Raw genomic sequence first — 17403 nt, 5'->3', positions numbered from 1 at the left:
CGCGGCCGGTTCCGCCAACAACGGTGATGTTGTGAGCAAGACGCCTGCTTCCTCCAGCCAAGCCGGCGGCGCGAGCGCCCCGCCGCGCAAGCCGCTCGATATCGATCTCGCTTTGCAGGGTGGGGGCGCGCATGGTGCCTTCACCTGGGGCGTGCTGAACCGGATCCTCGAGGAGGACTGGCTGACGATCGAGGCGATCTCGGGCACCTCGGCCGGGGCGATGAATGCGGCGGTCCTGGCCTCCGGCTATGTCACCGGCGGACGGGGTGGCGCGCGAGAGGCACTGAACCAGTTCTGGCGGAAGGTCTCCGAGGCGGCGAAGTTCAGCCCGTTCCAGCGTTCGCCGCTGGACGTGCTGCTCGGGCGCTGGACGCTCGACACCTCGCCGCTTTTCGTCGCGATGGACATGATGTCCCGGGTCGTCTCGCCCTACAGCCTCAATCCGGCGGGCACGAACCCGCTGACCGAGATCCTTGCCGAGGTGATCGATTTCGACGCCATCGCGAAAAGCCCGATCAAGCTGTTCATCTCCGCGACGAATGTCCGCACCGGCCGCAATCGCGTCTTCCGCAACGCCGAGATCACGCCCGAAGTGCTGCTCGCCTCGGCTTGCCTGCCGACCCTGTTCCAGGCGGTCGAGATCGACGGCGAGAGCTATTGGGACGGTGGCTATTCCGGCAACCCGACCATGACGCCGCTGATCGAGGAGAGCAATGCCAGCGATACGATCCTCGTCCAGATCAATCCGGTGGAGCGGCCGGGAACGCCGCGGACGGCGCGTGACATTCTGAACCGTCTCAACGAGGTCTCCTTCAACGCGGTTCTGTTGAAGGAGCTCCGCATGATGGCGCTCCTGCAACGCGAGGCGCTTTCCGGGGGCGGCGAGGGTGCGCGCTGGGCGCGGATGCGGGTCCACCGCATCACCAGCGACGCCATGACCGAGCTCGGCTACTCTTCGAAGCTCAATGCCGAATGGGAGTTCCTGACGATGCTGCACGACGAGGGCAGGCGTTCGGCAGAGGCCTTCTACCAGGCAAATCGCAACGAGATCGGCAAGCGCTCGACGCTCGATCTCGCCGAACTCACCAAGGGGGTCTGACCGGTGCTCATGCTGAACGGCCGCACAACCTCGATATTGCCGCCGATGCGAGGACGGACAGGATCATGACGAGCGGCAATATCCATCAGGCCGGTCTGGTCGTGGTCGCCACCATCATCGTGGTGGCGGCGTTGTCGATCGCGAGCTCGGTCTTTGCGCCGGTCGCCTTCGCACTGTTCATCATCGCGCTGGTCTGGCCGTTGCAGAAGGCCCTGCAGGGCGTCCTGCCGCGCCTTCTGGCGCTGGCGGTCTGCGTCGTGGTCATGGTTGTCGCCTTCGTCGGCTTCGGCTCCCTGATCGCTTGGGCCTTTGGCCGTGTCGGCCGCTGGATCGTCAGCGATGCCGCCCGTTTCCAGACCTTCTACGACCAGGTCACGGTTTGGCTCGAAGGGCACGGGATCGCAGTCGCCGGGGCCTGGTCCGAGGCGTTCAGCGTCAGCTGGATGCTGCGCACCGCCCAGACCGTCACGGGGCGCCTCAACAGCACGATGAGCTTCTGGCTGGTGGTGCTGGTCTATGTCTTCCTCGGCCTGCTCGAAGTCGATGAGTTCGGCCGCAAGCTCAGGAGCATGCGCAATCGCGCCACCGGCGACCTGCTGCTGCGCGGCAGCATCGCGACGGCGGTCAAGATCCGCCGCTACATGCTGGTCCGGACGGCGATGAGCGTGATCACCGGCGTGCTGGTCTGGGTCTTCGCCAAATCTGTCGGCCTGCAACTGGCCGAGGAATGGGGCTTCATCGCCTTCTTGCTGAACTACATCCCGTTCCTGGGCCCGCTGGTCGCGACGGTCTTCCCGACCCTGTTCGCCATGACGCAGTTCGGCTCCTGGCAAGCGGTGATCGCGGTCTTCGCCTGCCTCAACCTGATCCAGTTCGTGGTCGGGAGCTATGTCGAGCCGCGGGTCGCCGGCAGCGCCCTTTCGATCTCGCCGGCGACCGTGCTGTTCTCGGTGTTCTTCTGGAGTTATCTCTGGGGGGTCTTCGGCGCCTTCATCGGCGTGCCGATCACCATCGCCCTGCTCACCTTCTGCGCCCTGCATCCGTCGACGCTGTGGCTGGCCGAAATCTTCGGCTCGCCACAGAAGGACGAGAAGATCGCGGAAGGCTCGTCCGTCACGCTATGACGGCGGGCGGCGCGGGTTCGATCACGATGCGCTGCGGTTCCAGCAGCGCAATCCCGCCGGGCGCCGCCGCCAGCGTGTGGATGTAGAAGCAGGTCGGTTCGTCATCCGTCGCCTCCATCACCGGCGACGGCGCGGAGACGATCTTCAGCGCGCCGCAACGGCCGATCCAGTCGATATGGCGGTGCCCATGCATCGCGACCATTCGGGAAGCGACCGGTCGCAGCAGCCGCAGGAGCCGGCTGCCATTGATCAGGGCCGTGCCGATGCGCTCCGAAAACGCTTTTGCCGGCCGCGGATATTCGACCGGATGGTGATGGAGCGCCAGGATCCAGCGCGCCTGCGGGAAGGCGCGGGTCGCGGCGAGCAACGCCTGCATATCCTCCTCGGCGACGAGGCCGAGCGCGTTGGTGAAGGAGAAATGCGCTTCCACGTTGGAGTTCAGCAGGATGACGCCGAGTCCGTCCGGCTCGGCCGGTGGCAGCACCATCGGGAAGGCATCCTCCCAGATCGCGGCGAGGCCGATTGAGAGGCGCAAGCCCCCCGAATCGGCGAAAGCGGCGATCCTGTCGCGATGCGGTTCCAGCGTGGCGGCGAGACTGCCGGCGAGGTGGCTTCGGCTGTCGTCGAAAAGCCGCACGCGCTCGCCCTGGAGAGCCGCCATGGCCGAGAGCGTGCGCATCTGGCGCAGGCGCTTGCCCGGGCTGCCCGGTAATTCGAGCCGGGCAGGATTGGCGCGGTCGACGATGTTGACGTCGTGGTTGCCGGGCAGGATCAGGCTGCGCTCGGCGAGAGCGGGGTGGCGCAGCATGGCGTCGAGGAACTCGGCCCATTCGGCCGAGCGCCCGGCGTCTGTCATGTCGCCGGTGATGAGCAGCAGGTCGAGCGGCTCGGCCTCATGGATTTCAGCCAGCCGCTCGAGCGCCTGGCGAAAGCGTTCGTTGCCGCGCGGGCCGGCGCGCCCGCTCTCGATCCTGAAGCCGTAGCGCTCGCCGACGACATGGACGTCGGAGAGATGCGCGACGCGCCACCGGCGGGCCGCGGGCGGCACGGTGTCGAAGCCGTCGAGATCCTGCGGCTGGTCCATGAACCCGTCGGCGATACCCCAGAGCAGCGAGGCCGCTGCCAGATAGAGCGACATCAGCACGACGGCATTGGCGAGGGCGGGAAGGACGAGCCGGACCGGATCGACGAAGTCGGCGAAGCCGCCTGACCAGCGCGTGGCCGGCCAGACGATGGCGGCAACCGCGCCGGCAACGAGGCAACCGACCAGCCCCGCGCCGATCGCGCTGCCCGCGCGCCAGGTCGCCCGCCTGTCCGGAGCGGCGGCGGCGGGGATGAAGCGCTCGGCGAGATGCTGCAGCCCCTCGCGACAGATGGCGTAGCCCGGCTGCACCACAAGCGCGTTCAGCGACCAGAAGCTCTTCTCCGCCAGGCGGAACAGCGGCCGGAAACCGTACCAGCCGACGGCGCCGACCAAAGCGAGGAGCACCAGCGAGCCGACCCCGGCGAGTGCCGTCACGCGGCCTGACACGGACGCGACCCAGGCCGACATGACGAGGGGGGCCGCGCCCAGCAGGAGGCTCGGCAGCAGGGCACCCAGAACCCAGGCGAGCGCCAGCTTGGGCAGGCTGATCTCGCCAAGCAGGCTGCCTGCGATGGCGATCAGCGAGTGCTTCTTGGTGCTGCTCGCGTCGTCTTCCGCGTCGCCGTGCCGCGGTTCGATGATCATCGGCATGATGATGCGGCCGGCCGGGCGGGCGGCGGCGAAGGAAACTTGAGCTGCGGCATGCGGTCCCCGGACAGAGCGAGCCGCCATCCTGCGCAGATCGGGTGCCCGCCTGCCAGCCATCGCGCCGAGAATGGGACGTGGCGCACAGTCATGAGACATCGGGCTGATGTTGCCCGGGGAGGTGGGCGCTACCCTCATGCTGAACTGGGCAGAGTATCGACCGGAGGCGGGCGAGACGATGGGTGGAGCGGCCGCGGCCGACGACGTGCGGCTCTCGGTGCTCTGGATCCGAGGGCTTTGCCTGCTGTTGCTGTGGGTGACCCTGATCGGCCCCGCGCTGAAGGACTTGCCTGTCGGGCTCGTCGCCAGCGCCGCCGGAGTCTGGGCCAGTAAGGCGTTGTGGCCCCCCGGCGGTAAGCTTTCGCCAGCGGGCCTCGCGCGGTTCCTGATCCGCTTCCTGCCGCAATCGGTGGCCGCCGGGCTCGACGTGGCGCGGCGCGCCTTTGCACGCGAACCCGACTTGCGGCCGGGCTTCGCGACCTGCCGTTCCAGCATTCCCGACGGCATGGCGCGCGATTCCGCCTGCGCCGTGATGAGCCTGCAGCCGGGCAAGCTGCCCGTTGCCGTTGAGAGCGACGGGACCCTGCATATCCATTGCCTCGATCTGCGTGAGGCCGTGGCCGAGCAGGTTGCGGCCGACGAGGTCGCTTTCCGCCGAATCCTCGAACGGGATCGGCGCGATGGCTGATTTTCTGACCACTGCGGCGTTGTTCATCCTGGCGGTCACGGCCATCGCACTGTTGCGCGTGCTACGCTCCCGGATCACGGCCGAACGCATGATGGCGGTGCAATTGCTCGGGACCGGCGGAGCGGCGGTTCTTCTGCTGCTGGGGGCGGCATCCGGCTCTGCGGCTGCGAGCGATGTCGCGCTGCTGCTCACTTTGTTCGCGGCGTTCTCCTGCGTGGCTTTCGTCCTGGGCTCCGCTGGGCAGGACGCGGACCGCACTTCGTCGGGAGAGCAGCCATGAGCGCCCTTCTCGACACCGCCACCGTCGTCCTGGTGAGCGTGGGGGCATTGCTCTTCCTGGCCGGCGCGCTCGGCCTGCTGCGGTTTCCCGACACGCTGAGCCGGTTGCATGCGATCAGCAAGGCCGACAATCTCGGGCTCGGGCTGATCCTGCTCGGTCTCCTGCCGCAATCGGCGAGTATCGCGGGCGGCTTGAAGCTCGTCTGCATCTGGCTGCTCGCGCAGCTTTCGGCCGCAACGGCGAGCCAGTTGCTCGCCCGTGCGGTCCATCGCGACCGAACCGAGCGATGATGGCGCTGTTCGACCTTGCGCTCGTCGCCTTGCTGCTGATGCTCGCGCTTCGCGTCGTCGTCGAGCCGGACGAGCGCAGCGCGATCATCACCTTCCTCGCCTTCGGCCTGCTGCTCGGGCTGGCCTGGGTCCGGCTGGCGGCGCCCGACGTCGCCTTGACGGAGATCGCGATCGGTGGCGGCGTGACCGGGATCCTGCTGTTGCGGGCGGAAGCTGCCCTGCGCGGCCGCGGCAAGCAGGCGGAGCCGGCGACGCGCACGGGCAAGCTCGCCGTCGCTGCGGGCAGCGCCGCAATCTCCGCCGGGCTCGGCTTCGCCGTGCTGACCTTCTCCACACCGGCACCGACGCTCGCGCCGGCCGCCGCGCAGGCGCTTCCCGCGACGGGGCTGGGCAATCCCGTCACCGCCGTGCTGCTGGCCTTTCGCGCGCTCGATACGCTGCTGGAGAAGGTCGTGGTGCTGCTCGCCCTGATCGGGGTCTGGTCGCTGGCGCCCGATGCGCTCTGGGGCGGCGCTCCCGATTTGAAGCCCGCCGCTGTTCCGGGGCCGCTCGCCTATCTCGGGCGTGTCCTGCCGCCTTTCGGCGTCGTCATCGGCGTCTACATGTTCTGGGTCGGGGCGGATGCGCCGGGCGGCACCTTCCAGGCCGGGACAGTGCTCGCGGCGATGTGGCTGCTGGTGATGATGGCAGGGCTTCATCCGCCCCCCGACACGACCCGGTGGTTGCTACGGCTGGTGCTGGCCGGCGGGCCGATCCTGTTCCTGGCGATCGCCTTCCTCGGCTTCGCCTTCGCCGACGGCTTCCTCGCCTATCCGAAGGCACTGGCGAAACCCCTGATCCTGGCGATCGAGGCGGCGTTGACACTCTCCGTCGCTGCGGCGCTCGCCATGCTGGTCGCGGGGCCGGCCCGCAAGGCGCCGGCGCGATGATGGCGGTGCTTCAGCCCGGCGTCCTGTTCGGCCTGTGCGGGGCAGCGCTCGTCGGCATCGGCCTGTTCGCCGTCATCACCCATCCCGGGCTGCTGCGGCGGATCGTCGGCTGCAACATCCTCGGCGCGGGCATCTTCCTCGTTTTCGGCGCCGTCGCGCGGCGCGGCGCCGGCCCGGGCTTCGACGCCGACCCGGTGCCGCAGGCCCTGGTGATCACCGGCATCGTCGTCGCCTTCTCTGCCAGCGCACTGGCCGTCGCCTTGCTGAAGCGGCTCGCCGAACTGACTGTCGACGACCGAGCGGCCCCTGATGAATCGCGGAGTGGCTTGTGACGCCGCTCGTCCATGCCACCACGCCGGGCGGTTTTCTGCTGGTCCTGGCCACGATCCTGCCGGTCTGCGCCGTGCTCGCCATCCTCGCCTCCGGGCCGCGCAGCGCGGCCCGGATCGCGCTGGCGACCTTCGCCGCCGGGCTCGCCGTCGCCATCGCCATCGCCACCGAGCTGATATCGAGCGGGAAAGCGCTTTCCTATGTCGTCGGCGCCTGGCAGCCGCCGCTTGGCATCGCTCTGCGGGCCGACGGGCTATCGGGGGCGATGCTGGTCATGACGGCGCTGGTCGTGGTCGCGGTCGGGCTGTTCGCGCATATCCAGCACGGGCTCCAGACGGACGCTGGCGGCGGACGGGCGCAGACGACCTTCTGGGTGATGCTGCTGGCGCTTTGGAGCGCGCTGAATGCCGTCTTCGTCGGCGAGGATCTGTTCAACCTCTATGTCGCGCTGGAGCTGCTGACCTTCGCCGCGGTGCCGCTGGTCTGCCTCGACGGCCGGGCTGAGACCGTCACGGCGGCGTTGCGCTATCTGCTGTTCGCGCTGATCGGCTCGCTGCTCTATCTGCTTGGGGCCGGCCTGATCTACGGCCAGTACGGCACGCTCGACCTGCTGGCGCTGGCGCAGCTTGCTCGGCAGGACCCGGCGCTCGCGGTTGCGCTGGCGCTGATGATCGTCGGGCTTCTGGCCAAGGCGGCGCTGTTTCCGTTGCATCTCTGGCTGCCGCCGGCCCATGCCGGGGCGCCGGCTCCGGCGAGCGCCGTCCTGTCGGCGCTGGTGATCAAGGCGCCGGTTTTCCTGATCCTGCGGTTGGTGCTCGACGTCGCGCCCCCGCAGGCGGCCGCGATCGCAGGCCAGATGCTCGCCGTCCTCGGCGCCGCCTCGATCCTGTTCTGCAGCGTCATGGCGCTCCGGCAGGCGCGGCTGAAGCTGATGATCGCCTATTCGACCGTGGCGCAGATCGGCTATCTCTTCATCGTCTTCCCGTTGGCCGCCGGCAGCGCCGACCTGCCGCCATGGGGCACGATCGCCTGGACAGGCGGCGCTCTCCAGCTCGTCTCCCATGCGCTGGCGAAGGCGGCGATGTTCCTGGCGGCGGGCGTCATTGCCGAGGCCTTCGGTCATGATCGCATCGCCGATCTCGGCGGCTTCGGCCGGGTGCTGCCGATCAGCGCGGCCGCCTTTGGCCTCGCGGGTCTGTCGCTGATGGGTATTCCGCCGAGCGGCGGCTTCGTCGCCAAATGCCTGCTGCTGACGGCCGCAGTGATCCAGGGAAATCCCTGGCTGGCAGCAACCATCCTGGCCGGCGGGGTTCTGGCCGGTGCCTACGTCTTCCGCGTGATCGACAAGGCGCTGGCCGTCCCCACCGTTCCGATCGTGGCGCGCCGTGCCGTGCCGCGCCGGCTCGAATGCGCGGCGCTCGCCTTGGCCATTGCAGCCGTGCTGATCGGTTTCGTGCCGCTGCGGCCCTTCGGCTTCCTGCAGATCGGCCGCGATGGCCTCAACCTGGCATGGGCGCCATGAGCAGCGCCGGCCTGCTTCTCGCCGCAGCGCTGTTCTTCCCGCTCGTGCTCGCGATCTGCTGCCTGTCCGCGCGGTTCCGGGCGAGGGTCCTGGCCGTGGTCGTCATCGCGCCGCTGCCGGCCCTCGCGGCGGCAGTCCTCGTACCGGAAGGTCGCTTCGCCTTCTTCCCGGCGCCGTTCCGGCTGACGCTGGTGCTCGACCAGCCGGGCGCGATCCTGCTCGGGGGCGCCGCGCTGCTGTGGAGCGCTGCCGGCGCTTACGCGGCCTCGCTCATGGCGCGCGACCCGGCTGCGCCGCGCTTCGCAATCTGGTGGCTGTTGACCCTCACCGGCAGCCTCGGCCTCTTCATCGTCGGCGACGTTGTGAATTTCTACCTGCTGTTCACGCTGGCGAGCCTTGCCGCCTATGGGCTGATCGTCCACGAGCAGAGCGCCTCCGCACACCGGGCCGGTGTCATCTATGTCGGGCTCGCTCTGCTGGGAGAGGCCTTCCTGCTGATCGCGCTGGTGATGCTGTCGGCCATGCATCCCGACGCCAATCCGCAGATCCGCAGCGTCGTCGCCGAATTGCCGGCCTCGCCGATGCGTGACGGCACCCTTGCGCTGTTCATCATCGGCTTCGCGCTGAAGATGGGGCTGGTGCCGCTGCATGTCTGGCTGCCCCTGGCGCATCCGGCGGCGCCGACACCGGCTTCGGCGGTGCTGAGCGGCGTGGTGGTCAAGGCCGGCGTGATCGGGCTGATCCGCTTCCTGCCCTTCGAGGCCGGGGCGCCGCTCTGGGGCTCCGTGCTGATCGGGGTCGGCCTCGTCACGGCCTATTCCGGCGTCATCGTCGGCATCACCCAGCCGCGGGCGAAGACGGTGCTGGCCTATTCCACCATGAGCCAGATGGGGCTGCTGGCCGTGCTGCTCGGTGTCGGCCTCGACACCGCCGATCCTGCCGTCACAAACCTGACGGCCTATTACGCCGTTCACCACATGCTGGTGAAGGGCGCGCTGTTCCTAGGCGTCGGCATCCTCGCCACGACAGGAGGGCGCCGCCTCAGGCTCGCGCTGCTGCTCACCGCGGTGCTCGCGCTGAGCCTCGGCGGCATGCCGCTGACCAGCGGTGCGCTGGCCAAGCTCGCGACCAAGCCATTGTTCGGCTATGGCTGGCTCGCTGGCGCGATGACGCTGGCCGGCGCCGGCAGCACCGCGCTGATGCTGCATTTCCTGCTGATCCTGCGCCGCGACACGGCGGGCAATACGGCGGGATCGCCGGCGCTCTGGCAGCTCTTGCCCTGGCTGGTCGTGGCGGCTGCCGCCTTCCTCATCCCGTGGTCGCTCTATCCGGCGGTTTCCGGCGAAACGGTTTCCGGCTTGCTCCACCCGGAGGCGCTCTGGAAGGTGACCTGGCCGATGCTGCTCGGCGCGGTCGCGATGCTGTTCGTCCATCGATTGCCGCAACGGCTCGGTGCGATTCCGGAAGGCGACATCATCGTCCTCGCACAAGCCGCACAACCGGTTGCCCGCCGCTTTTCGGATCGGATCGGGGGTATCGACGCCCATTTTCGCCGCTGGCCCGTTGCCGGGTTCGTCCTGATCGCTCTTGCCATCCTGCTGGGCGGCGTTTTGATGTTGCAGGCCTGAAAGGGCGGCAGGAGGCCTCGACGTGACACCGATCCAGAGCACCGCCCTCGTCACCGTGGCCGCGATCGTGCTGTTCACCTGGAACAGGCTGCCGGTCGTCGTGGTCGCGATCGGCGCGGCGCTGGCGCTGTGGGCGACGGGCGTGGTCACGCTCGACCAGGCCTTCGCCGGCTTCGGCGACCGCGCCGCCCTCTTCGTTGCTAGTCTCTTCATTGTCAGCGCTGCGCTCGAAAGAACGGGCATCACCGCCTGGGCCGGACAATACCTGATCGCGAAGGCGGGAACTGAAGGGCTGACACGGCTGCTGGTCATCATCATGGTCGCGGCCGGTTGTCTGAGTGCTCTCATCAGCGGCAGCGGCGCGGTCGCGGCGCTGATGCCGGTCGCGGTCATGGCGGCGGTCCGCCTGCGCCAATCGCCGGCGCAGCTCCTGATGCCGCTCGCCTTCGCCTCCCATGCCGGCGCGAACCTGCTGCTGACCGGGGCGCCGAAGAACATCCTGGTGTCGGAGGCGCTGGAGGATGCGGGGCTCCCCGGCTTCGCCTTCGCGGAGTTCGCGTTGGTCGGGTTGCCGCTTCTGGTCGGGACCATCGCGATCATCCTGCTGCTGGGCAAGCGCCTGTTGCCGCAGCAGAGCAGCGCGCGGCTGCCGGCCGATTTCAGCCGGCACGCCCAGACCCTCGTCGAGCATTACGGGCTGAGCGACGGCGTCTTCCGGCTGCGCGTGCGGTCGACCTCCACCTATGTCGGCATCCCACCCGACGAGATCGATGTCGGGTCGGCCGGGCGGCTCAACCTCATGGCCGTGCAGGCGGGGGAAACGCGGACGCCGCTGCGGGCCCCGGCGGTTTCCGAGGGCGATTACCTGCTCGTACGCGGCGATGCAGAGGCGATCGCGACGCTGGCTGCCGACAAGCATCTGGCCTTGCGCGAGGAGGGTGCGCAGCCGGGGTTGTTCAGTCGCCGTTCCGGCCTCGCCGAGGTGGTGATCCCGCCGCGCTCGGCCTTGATCGGCCGCGCGCTGTTCCCGGGCATGGTGACCGATAGCGGTGATCTCGTCGTGCTGGCCGTGCAGCGAGCCGGCGTCGACGTCGAGCCGGGCGAGACCTTGCTTGCCGGCGACACCATGCTCCTCGAAGGGACCTGGGAGGCGCTGGATTTGCGCCTCGACGACCCCGACGTGCTCGTCGTCAACTCGCCCGATCTGGTCCGGCGCCAGGCGGTGCCGATGGGGGCCGGCGCCGGGGTGACGCTCGCCGTGCTGGCCAGCCTCGTCGCGATGCTCGCGACGGGCATCCTGCCGCCTGCGGTGGCCGGACTCATCTGCGCCGGTGCCCTGATCCTCGCCGGCATCATGACCGTGGAACAGGCCTACCGCGCGATCAACTGGACGACGGTGATCCTGATCGCGGCGATGATGCCGCTCTCCACGGCAATGGTGCAGTCGGGGGCGGCCAAGGTGGTGGCCGACCAACTGGTGACGCTGACGGGTGGAGCAGGCCCCTTCGTCTTCCTCGGCGGCCTCTTCGTGCTGACCGCGAGCCTCGGCCAGGTCATGAGCAACACGGCGACGACGATGCTGGTCATTCCGATCGCCATGGCGGCCGCCGCGGGCCTGGGCGTCTCGCCGCGCCCGGTGCTGATGAGCCTGTGCATTGCCGGCTCGGCCTCGTTCCTGACGCCGATCGCGACCGCGACCAACATGATGGTGATGGGGCCGGGCGGCTACAGCTTCACCAGCTACTGGAAGCTCGGAGCGCCGCTGATGCTCTGGTTCTTCGTCATGGCCGTATTCTATGTGCCGCTGGTCTGGCGCTTCTGAATGTCGCCGCCTTCGCCTACTTGCTTTCCGAGGCCGGCTATGGACCCCAACCGGCTGGTTGAACGCAGCAAATCCCGTTTTCGGCAGGTAAGATGACAGGCTATCGCACGAGAATGCTTCTCCTTCCGCTGCGCTGGAGCCGTAACCTGTCCGGCATCGGACTGGCTCTGGGCACGTTCCTGTTTGCGGCTTCGCTGACCCCGACGCTCGTTCCGCGCACGGCTCTGACCCAAGGGGTTCTTGGAGGAGTCTGCTTTGCCGTCGGCTACGGTCTCGGCACCGCCTGGCGCTGGTTTTGGGCGTATCTGGAGATGCCGGAGCCGAACGAGCGCATGCGGCGCATCGGCAATATCGTCATCGCCTGCGTCTGCCTGCCGGTGGCCGTGATCTTTCTGGCCAACGCTGCGGGGTGGCAGAATTCCATCCGCAAGGTGATGGCGATGGAGCCGATCGACAGCGCCCATCCGCTTCAGGTCAGCCTGATCGCGCTCGCGACCTTCGCCGTGCTGCTGGCTCTTGGGCGGCTGTTCAGGCTTGTCGCCCTGTTCCTGGCGCGGCGACCGCTGCGCTTCATGCCGCGGCGCGTCGCCTTCGCCGCTGGCCTCACGATCACGACGCTGCTGCTGTGGACGCTGGCGAATGGTTTCCTGGTCCGCATCAGCTTTCGCATGCTCGATTCCTCCTTCCGCGAGCGCGACGCCCTGATCGAGCCGACCAGCCCGCAACCGATCGACCCGCTCCAGTCGGGAAGTGCCGCCTCGCTTGTGAAATGGCAGGAATTGGGGCGTGCGGGCCGGGAATTCGTAGCCTCGCGGCCGAGCACGGCCGAGATTGCGGCGATGACAGGGAGGCCCGCCTCGCAGCCCATCAGGCTCTATGTCGGGCTGCGGGCCGCCGGATCTGCGCAGGCGCGGGCACGGTTGGCGTTGGAGGAGCTAAAGCGCGCCGGCGCCTTCGAGCGCGCGATCCTCGTCGTGATCACGCCGACCGGCACCGGCTGGGTCGACCCCTCCGCCATCGCCCCGATCGAATATCTCGGCGACGGCAACGTCGCCAGCGTGGCACTGCAGTATTCCTATTTGTCGAGCCCGCTGTCGCTGCTGGCCCAGCCTGATTATGGCTCGGAGGCGGCGCAGGCATTGTTCGCCGAGGTGTACGGCTATTGGACGGGCTTGCCCAAGGACCGCAGGCCACGGCTCTATCTGCACGGGCTGAGCCTTGGCTCGATGAATTCGGAGCGTTCGGTCGAGCTGCTCGACATGATCGGCGACCCGGTCGACGGAGCCTTGTGGAGCGGCCCTCCCTTCGGCAGCCGCTTCTGGCGCAGCATCACGGATCGGCGCAATCCCGGCTCCCCCGCCTGGCTTCCTGAATATCGTGACGGTCGCTTCGTCCGCTTCATGAACCAGGAGGGTCCGCGCGTGACCCCCGAGACGCCTTGGGGTGTCCTGCGCATCGTCTATCTCCAATATGCCAGCGACGCGGTCACCTTCTTCGACAGGAACTCCTTTTTCCGGCGGCCCGCCTGGCTCGAGCCGGTGCGCGGCCCGGATGTTTCCCCGGAGTTCCGCTGGTATCCGATCGTGACGGGTCTGCAGCTCGCGCTCGACATGGCTTTCGCGACGCGGACGCCGATGGGCTACGGACACGTCTATGCCCCCCAGCACTATGTCGATGCCTGGGTCGCGGTTGCCGGTATCCGGAACTGGTCGCAGGAGAGTCTGGCTTCGTTGAAGCGGCATCTCTTGGAAAAAGCTCAGCGCAGGACCGACGATGGGGACGGAGAGGAGGGCCCCTACGACAATCGCGGGGGCTGACCGCCGGGGCGGCAAGAGTGTCGCGCCCGAGCGCGTCGAGCGAAAGCTTCAGAAGCTGCTTTTCTCGCCCTGGAGATAGGCTGCGACGTTTCGGGCGAGCTCCGACATCGTCAGATCGTGGTTGAAGCGCCCGGTCCTGATGAAGGTCACCGCCTGGGCGACGACCAGCGGGTTGTTCATCATGAAGGTATGGGTCACCGGCAGGACGATGTGATCGGTCATGCCATCGAGCTTCGTGCTCTCCACGGAGACCTTGCCGTCGTTCGGGCCGGCGAAGAAATGCGACAGGAGCGGGTTGAGCGAGAGTGTTCCGGCGATGATGCCCAGCTCGTAATCTGCCTTGGGCAGGATGTTGGGCAGGCTGTCTGGGTCCGTTCCGAGTTGTCGGCCGGCGGGTCCGTTGATCAGCTCGAAAGCCGGCAGGCGACCGAGCCCATCCACCAGTTCCGAGCCGTGATTGGGCGGGGCCAGCATCACGACGCGCCCGAGCTCGCGCGGACGGTTCTGCCGTAGCCAGGCACGCAGGAGGATGCCTCCCATCGAATGGGTTACGAAATGCATCCGCTCGCCGTTGCAGCTTCGGGCGGCGTTCTCGACGTGGCTCAGCAGGCCTTCTATCGCGTGGTCCGTTGAATCGTAGGTTTCGTTGATGACGTTGTAGCCAACGGCCGAAAGCAGCTTTTCGATGAGCAGAAGTGACGATCTGCTTCGTGCGAGACCATGAAGCAGGATGACTGTTTCGGATTCTCTCGTCATTTGCTTCGCGTTTCGCACCGTGTCGGACACTCGGGCTCGCTCCCGGCTCTCCGTTTCACCGTGCCCGGGGCCGGCGGGTTGAACATCAGGCCGCCATGGCTCTGGTGGAGCGCTTGCCGAAGATGGCGGTGCGAACCGGGCCTTGAACATGCTCCATGCTCATTCACGCGGCCCCATCCTCCATTGCCTTTCGAAGCGGCGTGGTTTGAACCCGCCATGGCGCTCGCGCGTCTTGGCTCTACCCTGTGAGAAAACCACAACAGCGCATGCTCCGGAGCCGACTCGATTGCGTCACAACAGGTTCTTGTGGAGCCGGCCGTCCTTCATGATCACGGTGAAATTCCGGTGCGGGTCTTCGAGCAGCTTGAAGTCGTCGAGCGGGTTGCCGTTGACGACGAGGATGTCGGCGAGGGCGCCCTCCGCGAGGACGCCGATCGGCGCCGGGTAAGGATTGCGGGGGCCGGAGAGCTGCAGCAGCGCAGCGTTTCCCGAGGTCGCCATCTGCAGGGCTTCTGCGTTGGTGTACCAGTTGCTCAGATGGGTGAGCATGATGTTCTGGCGCTGGGTCAGGGCCGGCGAGAACAGGACATCGGAGCCCCAGGCGGTCTTGATGCCGAGGCTACGAGCGAATTTGTAGATCTTGGGCGTTCCCACAAAGATCTGCTGGGCGCGCTCGACGCCCGGCCCGCTCTGCGAGTCCGCGTCTTCCATGCTGAGGAAGGGCTGCGTGCTCAGCCACGCGCCCTTCTCCGCGATCATCCTCGCCGTGCCCTCGTCCATGAGATGCGCATGCTCGATCGAGGTCACGCCGGCCGCCAGCGAGCGCTGGATGGCGCGGGAGGTGTAGGCATGCACAGTCACATAGGTGTTCCAGTCCTGCGCCACGGCGACGGCCGTGCGAAGCTCGTCCTCGCTGAAGGTCAGGATGTCCAGCGGGCTGCGCGGCGAGGAGACGCCGCCGCCGCCCATGAGCTTGATCTGCGAGGCGCCCTGGAGAAGCTGCTCGCGCACCCGCATCTTGAGATCGCCGAGGCTGTCGACGATCGCGGCCCCGCCTATCAGCTCGCCCTTGCTCAGCCGGCCGCCGTCACGCGGGATCTCGCTCGGCAAGCGCAGGTCGCCATGGCCGCCGGAGGTGGTGATCAGCGCCCCGGAGGGGAAGATGCGCGGGCCGGGAATGACGCCGCTGTCGATCGCCTGCTTGAAGGAGAAGACCGGGCCGCCCAGGTCGCGGATCGTGGTGAAGCCGCGCAGCAAGGTGCGGTTGGCCTCGGCGGTCGAGGCGGCGAAGATAATGCCCGGATCGCCGTTGAGCAGGATGTTCAGCGGCACGGCGGCGAAGATCGCATGCCAGTGTGCGTCGATGAGGCCGGGAAGGAGAACCCCGTTGCGGCAGGCGATGACGGTGGCGTCGCCGGGGGGCGGAGCATTGCTGAAATCGACGGACGCGATTCGATTGTTCTCGACCAGGAGCTGCGCGCGCTCTTTCACCTGGCCCGAGACGCTGTCGAAGAGCCGGGCTTCGCGGAACAGAATCCGGCTGGGCGGCGCGGAGGTCTGCGCCCCGGCGGAGCGGGGCAGCAAGCCGGCGACCGTGGCGGCGGCCGCGCCGCCGAGCAGGCCACGCCGCGAGAACGCCGCGAGGCGGCGGGAGGCCTTGTGAAGGTCGGGATTGCAGCAGCCGCAGCCGGCACGACGCGCCAGGTGGCCGTATTTCTCGCCCAGTCTCAGCATTGGCTTCCTCCTGCTCGTCGACCTGGCATGTGGCGATTCATTCGACGACCACGTCGCCGCCGACCGCTTGAGCACTATCGAACAGCATGAATACGATCGGCGTACCGGCCTCGGCCGTGGCGTCGGTCCTGCGGGCGCCGACCTTGCCGCTGCGCGGTGCCGTATATTCCGCGACCACCTCCCCGAAGGTGTTGCGCTGGACCGCGACCTTCTGCCCGGCTTCGACCGTCTCGTTGAGCTTGACCAGAAGCTCTACGAAACCGCCTCTGTTCGTGACGATCGGCAGCATGCCGTCGGCGACGAAGACGTTCGAATCCTTGCCCGTCCTGCCGATGGCCCCGGCGACGACGCCGTGATGCTTGAGGACATTCATCGTCCCTTCGACGAAGAGCGCGATCATCTCGTGATCGAACACGCGCGGCCGGCCGATCTCGGGCGTGAAGGCCGGAATGCCCGCCGCGATCAGCGCATTTGCCAGGAGTCCGGGATAGGCGGGATTGTCGAAAATCTGCTCGATCGGATAGAGCTCGGCCATCGCCTTGACTTCGGGCAGATCCATGCGCGCGAGATGGAACGCCGTCATGTCCATTCCCGTAGCGGCGGTATGGAAGTCGATGCCGTAATCGAGATTCGCGCGCAGCAACCGATTGAACACCAGGCCCGCATGACGGCTCGGTGCGTCGGGGGCGTTTTCGTTGCCGGGAAACAGCCGGTTGATATCGATGAGGTCGATCCCGCGCCCGGAACTCGGCCAGCGCCGCTCCATCCCTTCGATCGCGGGGCGCGAAACGTCGAACACGGCCAGCACCGTTCCGGACATCCCGGCCGGTTCGAGCTGCCTCATCACGGACTGGACAGTGTGCATCGGGCTCATCTCATCGCCGTGAATGCCGCTGATCAGCCCGAGCCGCTTGCCGGGGGCGGCGCCCTTGGCCACCATCACCGACACGTACCAATGCTGGCCCGTCGGCATCTGCACGCCCTGGAAGTAGAAGCTGTGCTTGCCGGGCGCGAGGTCCGCGACATCGAGGGCGCTGATCACGCGCTTGCCGTCGATGATATCGCCCGTATAGACGGTGCCCGATCCTGCGCTGGGAGAAGCCGTCGGCGCTACCGCGGCGGATTGCGCCTGTGCCTGCTCCGCCTTCAGCGCCACGGCCGCGCCGACCGTTGCCGCGATCATAAAATCGCGACGGTCGAGGCTTTCGGCTCGTTCAATCGTCATCGTTACGATCCTCAGTGTGCCAAGAGTACATGCATAGGAGCGACAGGCAACGATGCAGGGCAACCCCCATAGCGGTGCCCTGCTCATTATCTCGATACGAACGACTTTGAGATACCAGCGTTTCGGGGCGATTTATGAAAGGAGAAGCGGAAATACAGTCACAGCGCGTGGGCGATGACCGTCGTGGGAAGCGGTCGCGCTTGGCCGTTAACGGGCGGCTTTCACCTGCAACACGCGCTCGGCATACGGGAGGGCGAAGGCGTTCGGCTTGTTTTGCTGCCTAGCGGGTTTAGCGAGAAGAGGAAAACCTTGGCTGCCAGCACGTCCTCATTGGTCAGCAAAGTGCAGGCGGCGCTCCAGTCCATCATCA

General features: G+C 67.6%; 15 protein-coding genes. 11 read left to right on the top strand and 4 right to left on the bottom strand.

Going from position 1 to position 17403, the window contains the following annotated elements; all coding sequences use genetic code 11:
- The first annotated feature begins 31 nt into the window (after positions 1–31).
- Positions 32–1099 (top strand): patatin-like phospholipase family protein, encoded by a 1068-nt coding sequence (locus BLQ70_RS00490; RefSeq protein WP_244511855.1) that lies wholly within the window; start codon positions 32–34, stop codon positions 1097–1099.
- Between the two features lie 65 nt (positions 1100–1164).
- Positions 1165–2223: an AI-2E family transporter gene (locus BLQ70_RS00485; RefSeq protein ID WP_091855393.1), complete on the top strand. Its 1059-nt coding sequence runs from the start codon at positions 1165–1167 to the stop codon at positions 2221–2223.
- On the opposite strand, the gene BLQ70_RS00480 is transcribed toward BLQ70_RS00485, so the two are convergent.
- Positions 2213–4039: a metallophosphoesterase family protein gene (locus tag BLQ70_RS00480; RefSeq protein WP_244511854.1), complete on the bottom strand. Its 1827-nt coding sequence runs from the start codon at positions 4037–4039 to the stop codon at positions 2213–2215. The two genes, BLQ70_RS00485 and BLQ70_RS00480, sit on opposite strands and share 11 nt — an antisense overlap.
- 109 nt (positions 4040–4148) lie before the next feature.
- Here BLQ70_RS00480 and BLQ70_RS00475 point away from each other — a divergent pair, with 109 nt between their 5' ends.
- The 9 genes from BLQ70_RS00475 to BLQ70_RS00435 all read left to right on the top strand — a co-directional run bounded on the left by BLQ70_RS00475 (position 4149) and on the right by BLQ70_RS00435 (position 13318).
- On the top strand, positions 4149–4700 hold the full coding sequence (locus BLQ70_RS00475; protein ID WP_170843259.1) for a Na+/H+ antiporter subunit E: 552 nt from the start codon (positions 4149–4151) through the stop codon (positions 4698–4700).
- Positions 4693–4980: an MrpF/PhaF family protein gene (locus BLQ70_RS00470; protein WP_091855391.1), complete on the top strand. Its 288-nt coding sequence runs from the start codon at positions 4693–4695 to the stop codon at positions 4978–4980. The genes BLQ70_RS00475 and BLQ70_RS00470 overlap by 8 nt, the downstream gene beginning before the upstream one ends.
- The gene (locus BLQ70_RS00465) at positions 4977–5270 is read left to right on the top strand and encodes a monovalent cation/H(+) antiporter subunit G (protein ID WP_091855390.1); all 294 of its coding nucleotides are present in this window, start codon (positions 4977–4979) and stop codon (positions 5268–5270) included. Before BLQ70_RS00470 ends, BLQ70_RS00465 begins: the two co-directional genes overlap by 4 nt.
- A complete protein-coding gene (locus BLQ70_RS00460) occupies positions 5270–6199 on the top strand; it encodes a hydrogenase subunit MbhD domain-containing protein (RefSeq protein ID WP_244511853.1) in 930 nt (309 codons plus the stop codon). Before BLQ70_RS00465 ends, BLQ70_RS00460 begins: the two co-directional genes overlap by 1 nt.
- On the top strand, positions 6196–6531 hold the full coding sequence (locus BLQ70_RS00455; protein ID WP_244511852.1) for an NADH-quinone oxidoreductase subunit K: 336 nt from the start codon (positions 6196–6198) through the stop codon (positions 6529–6531). The genes BLQ70_RS00460 and BLQ70_RS00455 overlap by 4 nt, the downstream gene beginning before the upstream one ends.
- Positions 6528–8051, top strand: a complete 1524-nt coding sequence (locus BLQ70_RS00450) for a complex I subunit 5 family protein (RefSeq protein WP_091855388.1) — start codon at positions 6528–6530, stop codon at positions 8049–8051. The genes BLQ70_RS00455 and BLQ70_RS00450 overlap by 4 nt, the downstream gene beginning before the upstream one ends.
- Entirely contained in the window at positions 8048–9679 is a 1632-nt protein-coding gene (locus BLQ70_RS00445; RefSeq protein WP_170843258.1) for a complex I subunit 5 family protein, read from the top strand. The genes BLQ70_RS00450 and BLQ70_RS00445 overlap by 4 nt, the downstream gene beginning before the upstream one ends.
- 22 nt (positions 9680–9701) lie before the next feature.
- Positions 9702–11501: an SLC13 family permease gene (locus BLQ70_RS00440; RefSeq protein ID WP_091855386.1), complete on the top strand. Its 1800-nt coding sequence runs from the start codon at positions 9702–9704 to the stop codon at positions 11499–11501.
- A gap of 113 nt (positions 11502–11614) precedes the next feature.
- Entirely contained in the window at positions 11615–13318 is a 1704-nt protein-coding gene (locus BLQ70_RS00435) for an alpha/beta hydrolase (RefSeq protein ID WP_091856112.1), read from the top strand.
- A 48-nt stretch (positions 13319–13366) separates the two neighbouring features.
- Here BLQ70_RS00435 and BLQ70_RS00430 read toward each other — a convergent pair whose 3' ends face one another.
- From BLQ70_RS00430 to BLQ70_RS00420, 3 genes are all read right to left on the bottom strand, one after another.
- Entirely contained in the window at positions 13367–14224 is an 858-nt protein-coding gene (locus BLQ70_RS00430) for an alpha/beta hydrolase (protein ID WP_244511851.1), read from the bottom strand.
- 141 nt (positions 14225–14365) lie between these two features.
- Positions 14366–15808: a metal-dependent hydrolase family protein gene (locus tag BLQ70_RS00425; protein ID WP_091855384.1), complete on the bottom strand. Its 1443-nt coding sequence runs from the start codon at positions 15806–15808 to the stop codon at positions 14366–14368.
- A 37-nt stretch (positions 15809–15845) separates the two neighbouring features.
- A complete protein-coding gene (locus BLQ70_RS00420; RefSeq protein ID WP_091855383.1) occupies positions 15846–17033 on the bottom strand; it encodes a M14 family metallopeptidase in 1188 nt (395 codons plus the stop codon).
- Between the last annotated feature and the right edge of the window lie 370 nt (positions 17034–17403).

This window comes from Allobosea robiniae, assembly GCF_900102525.1.
In the GTDB taxonomy this organism is placed as follows: domain Bacteria; phylum Pseudomonadota; class Alphaproteobacteria; order Rhizobiales; family Beijerinckiaceae; genus Allobosea; species Allobosea robiniae.
Note: the sequence above shows the minus strand (reverse complement) of the source record. Positions and strands in the feature narration are given on the sequence as shown.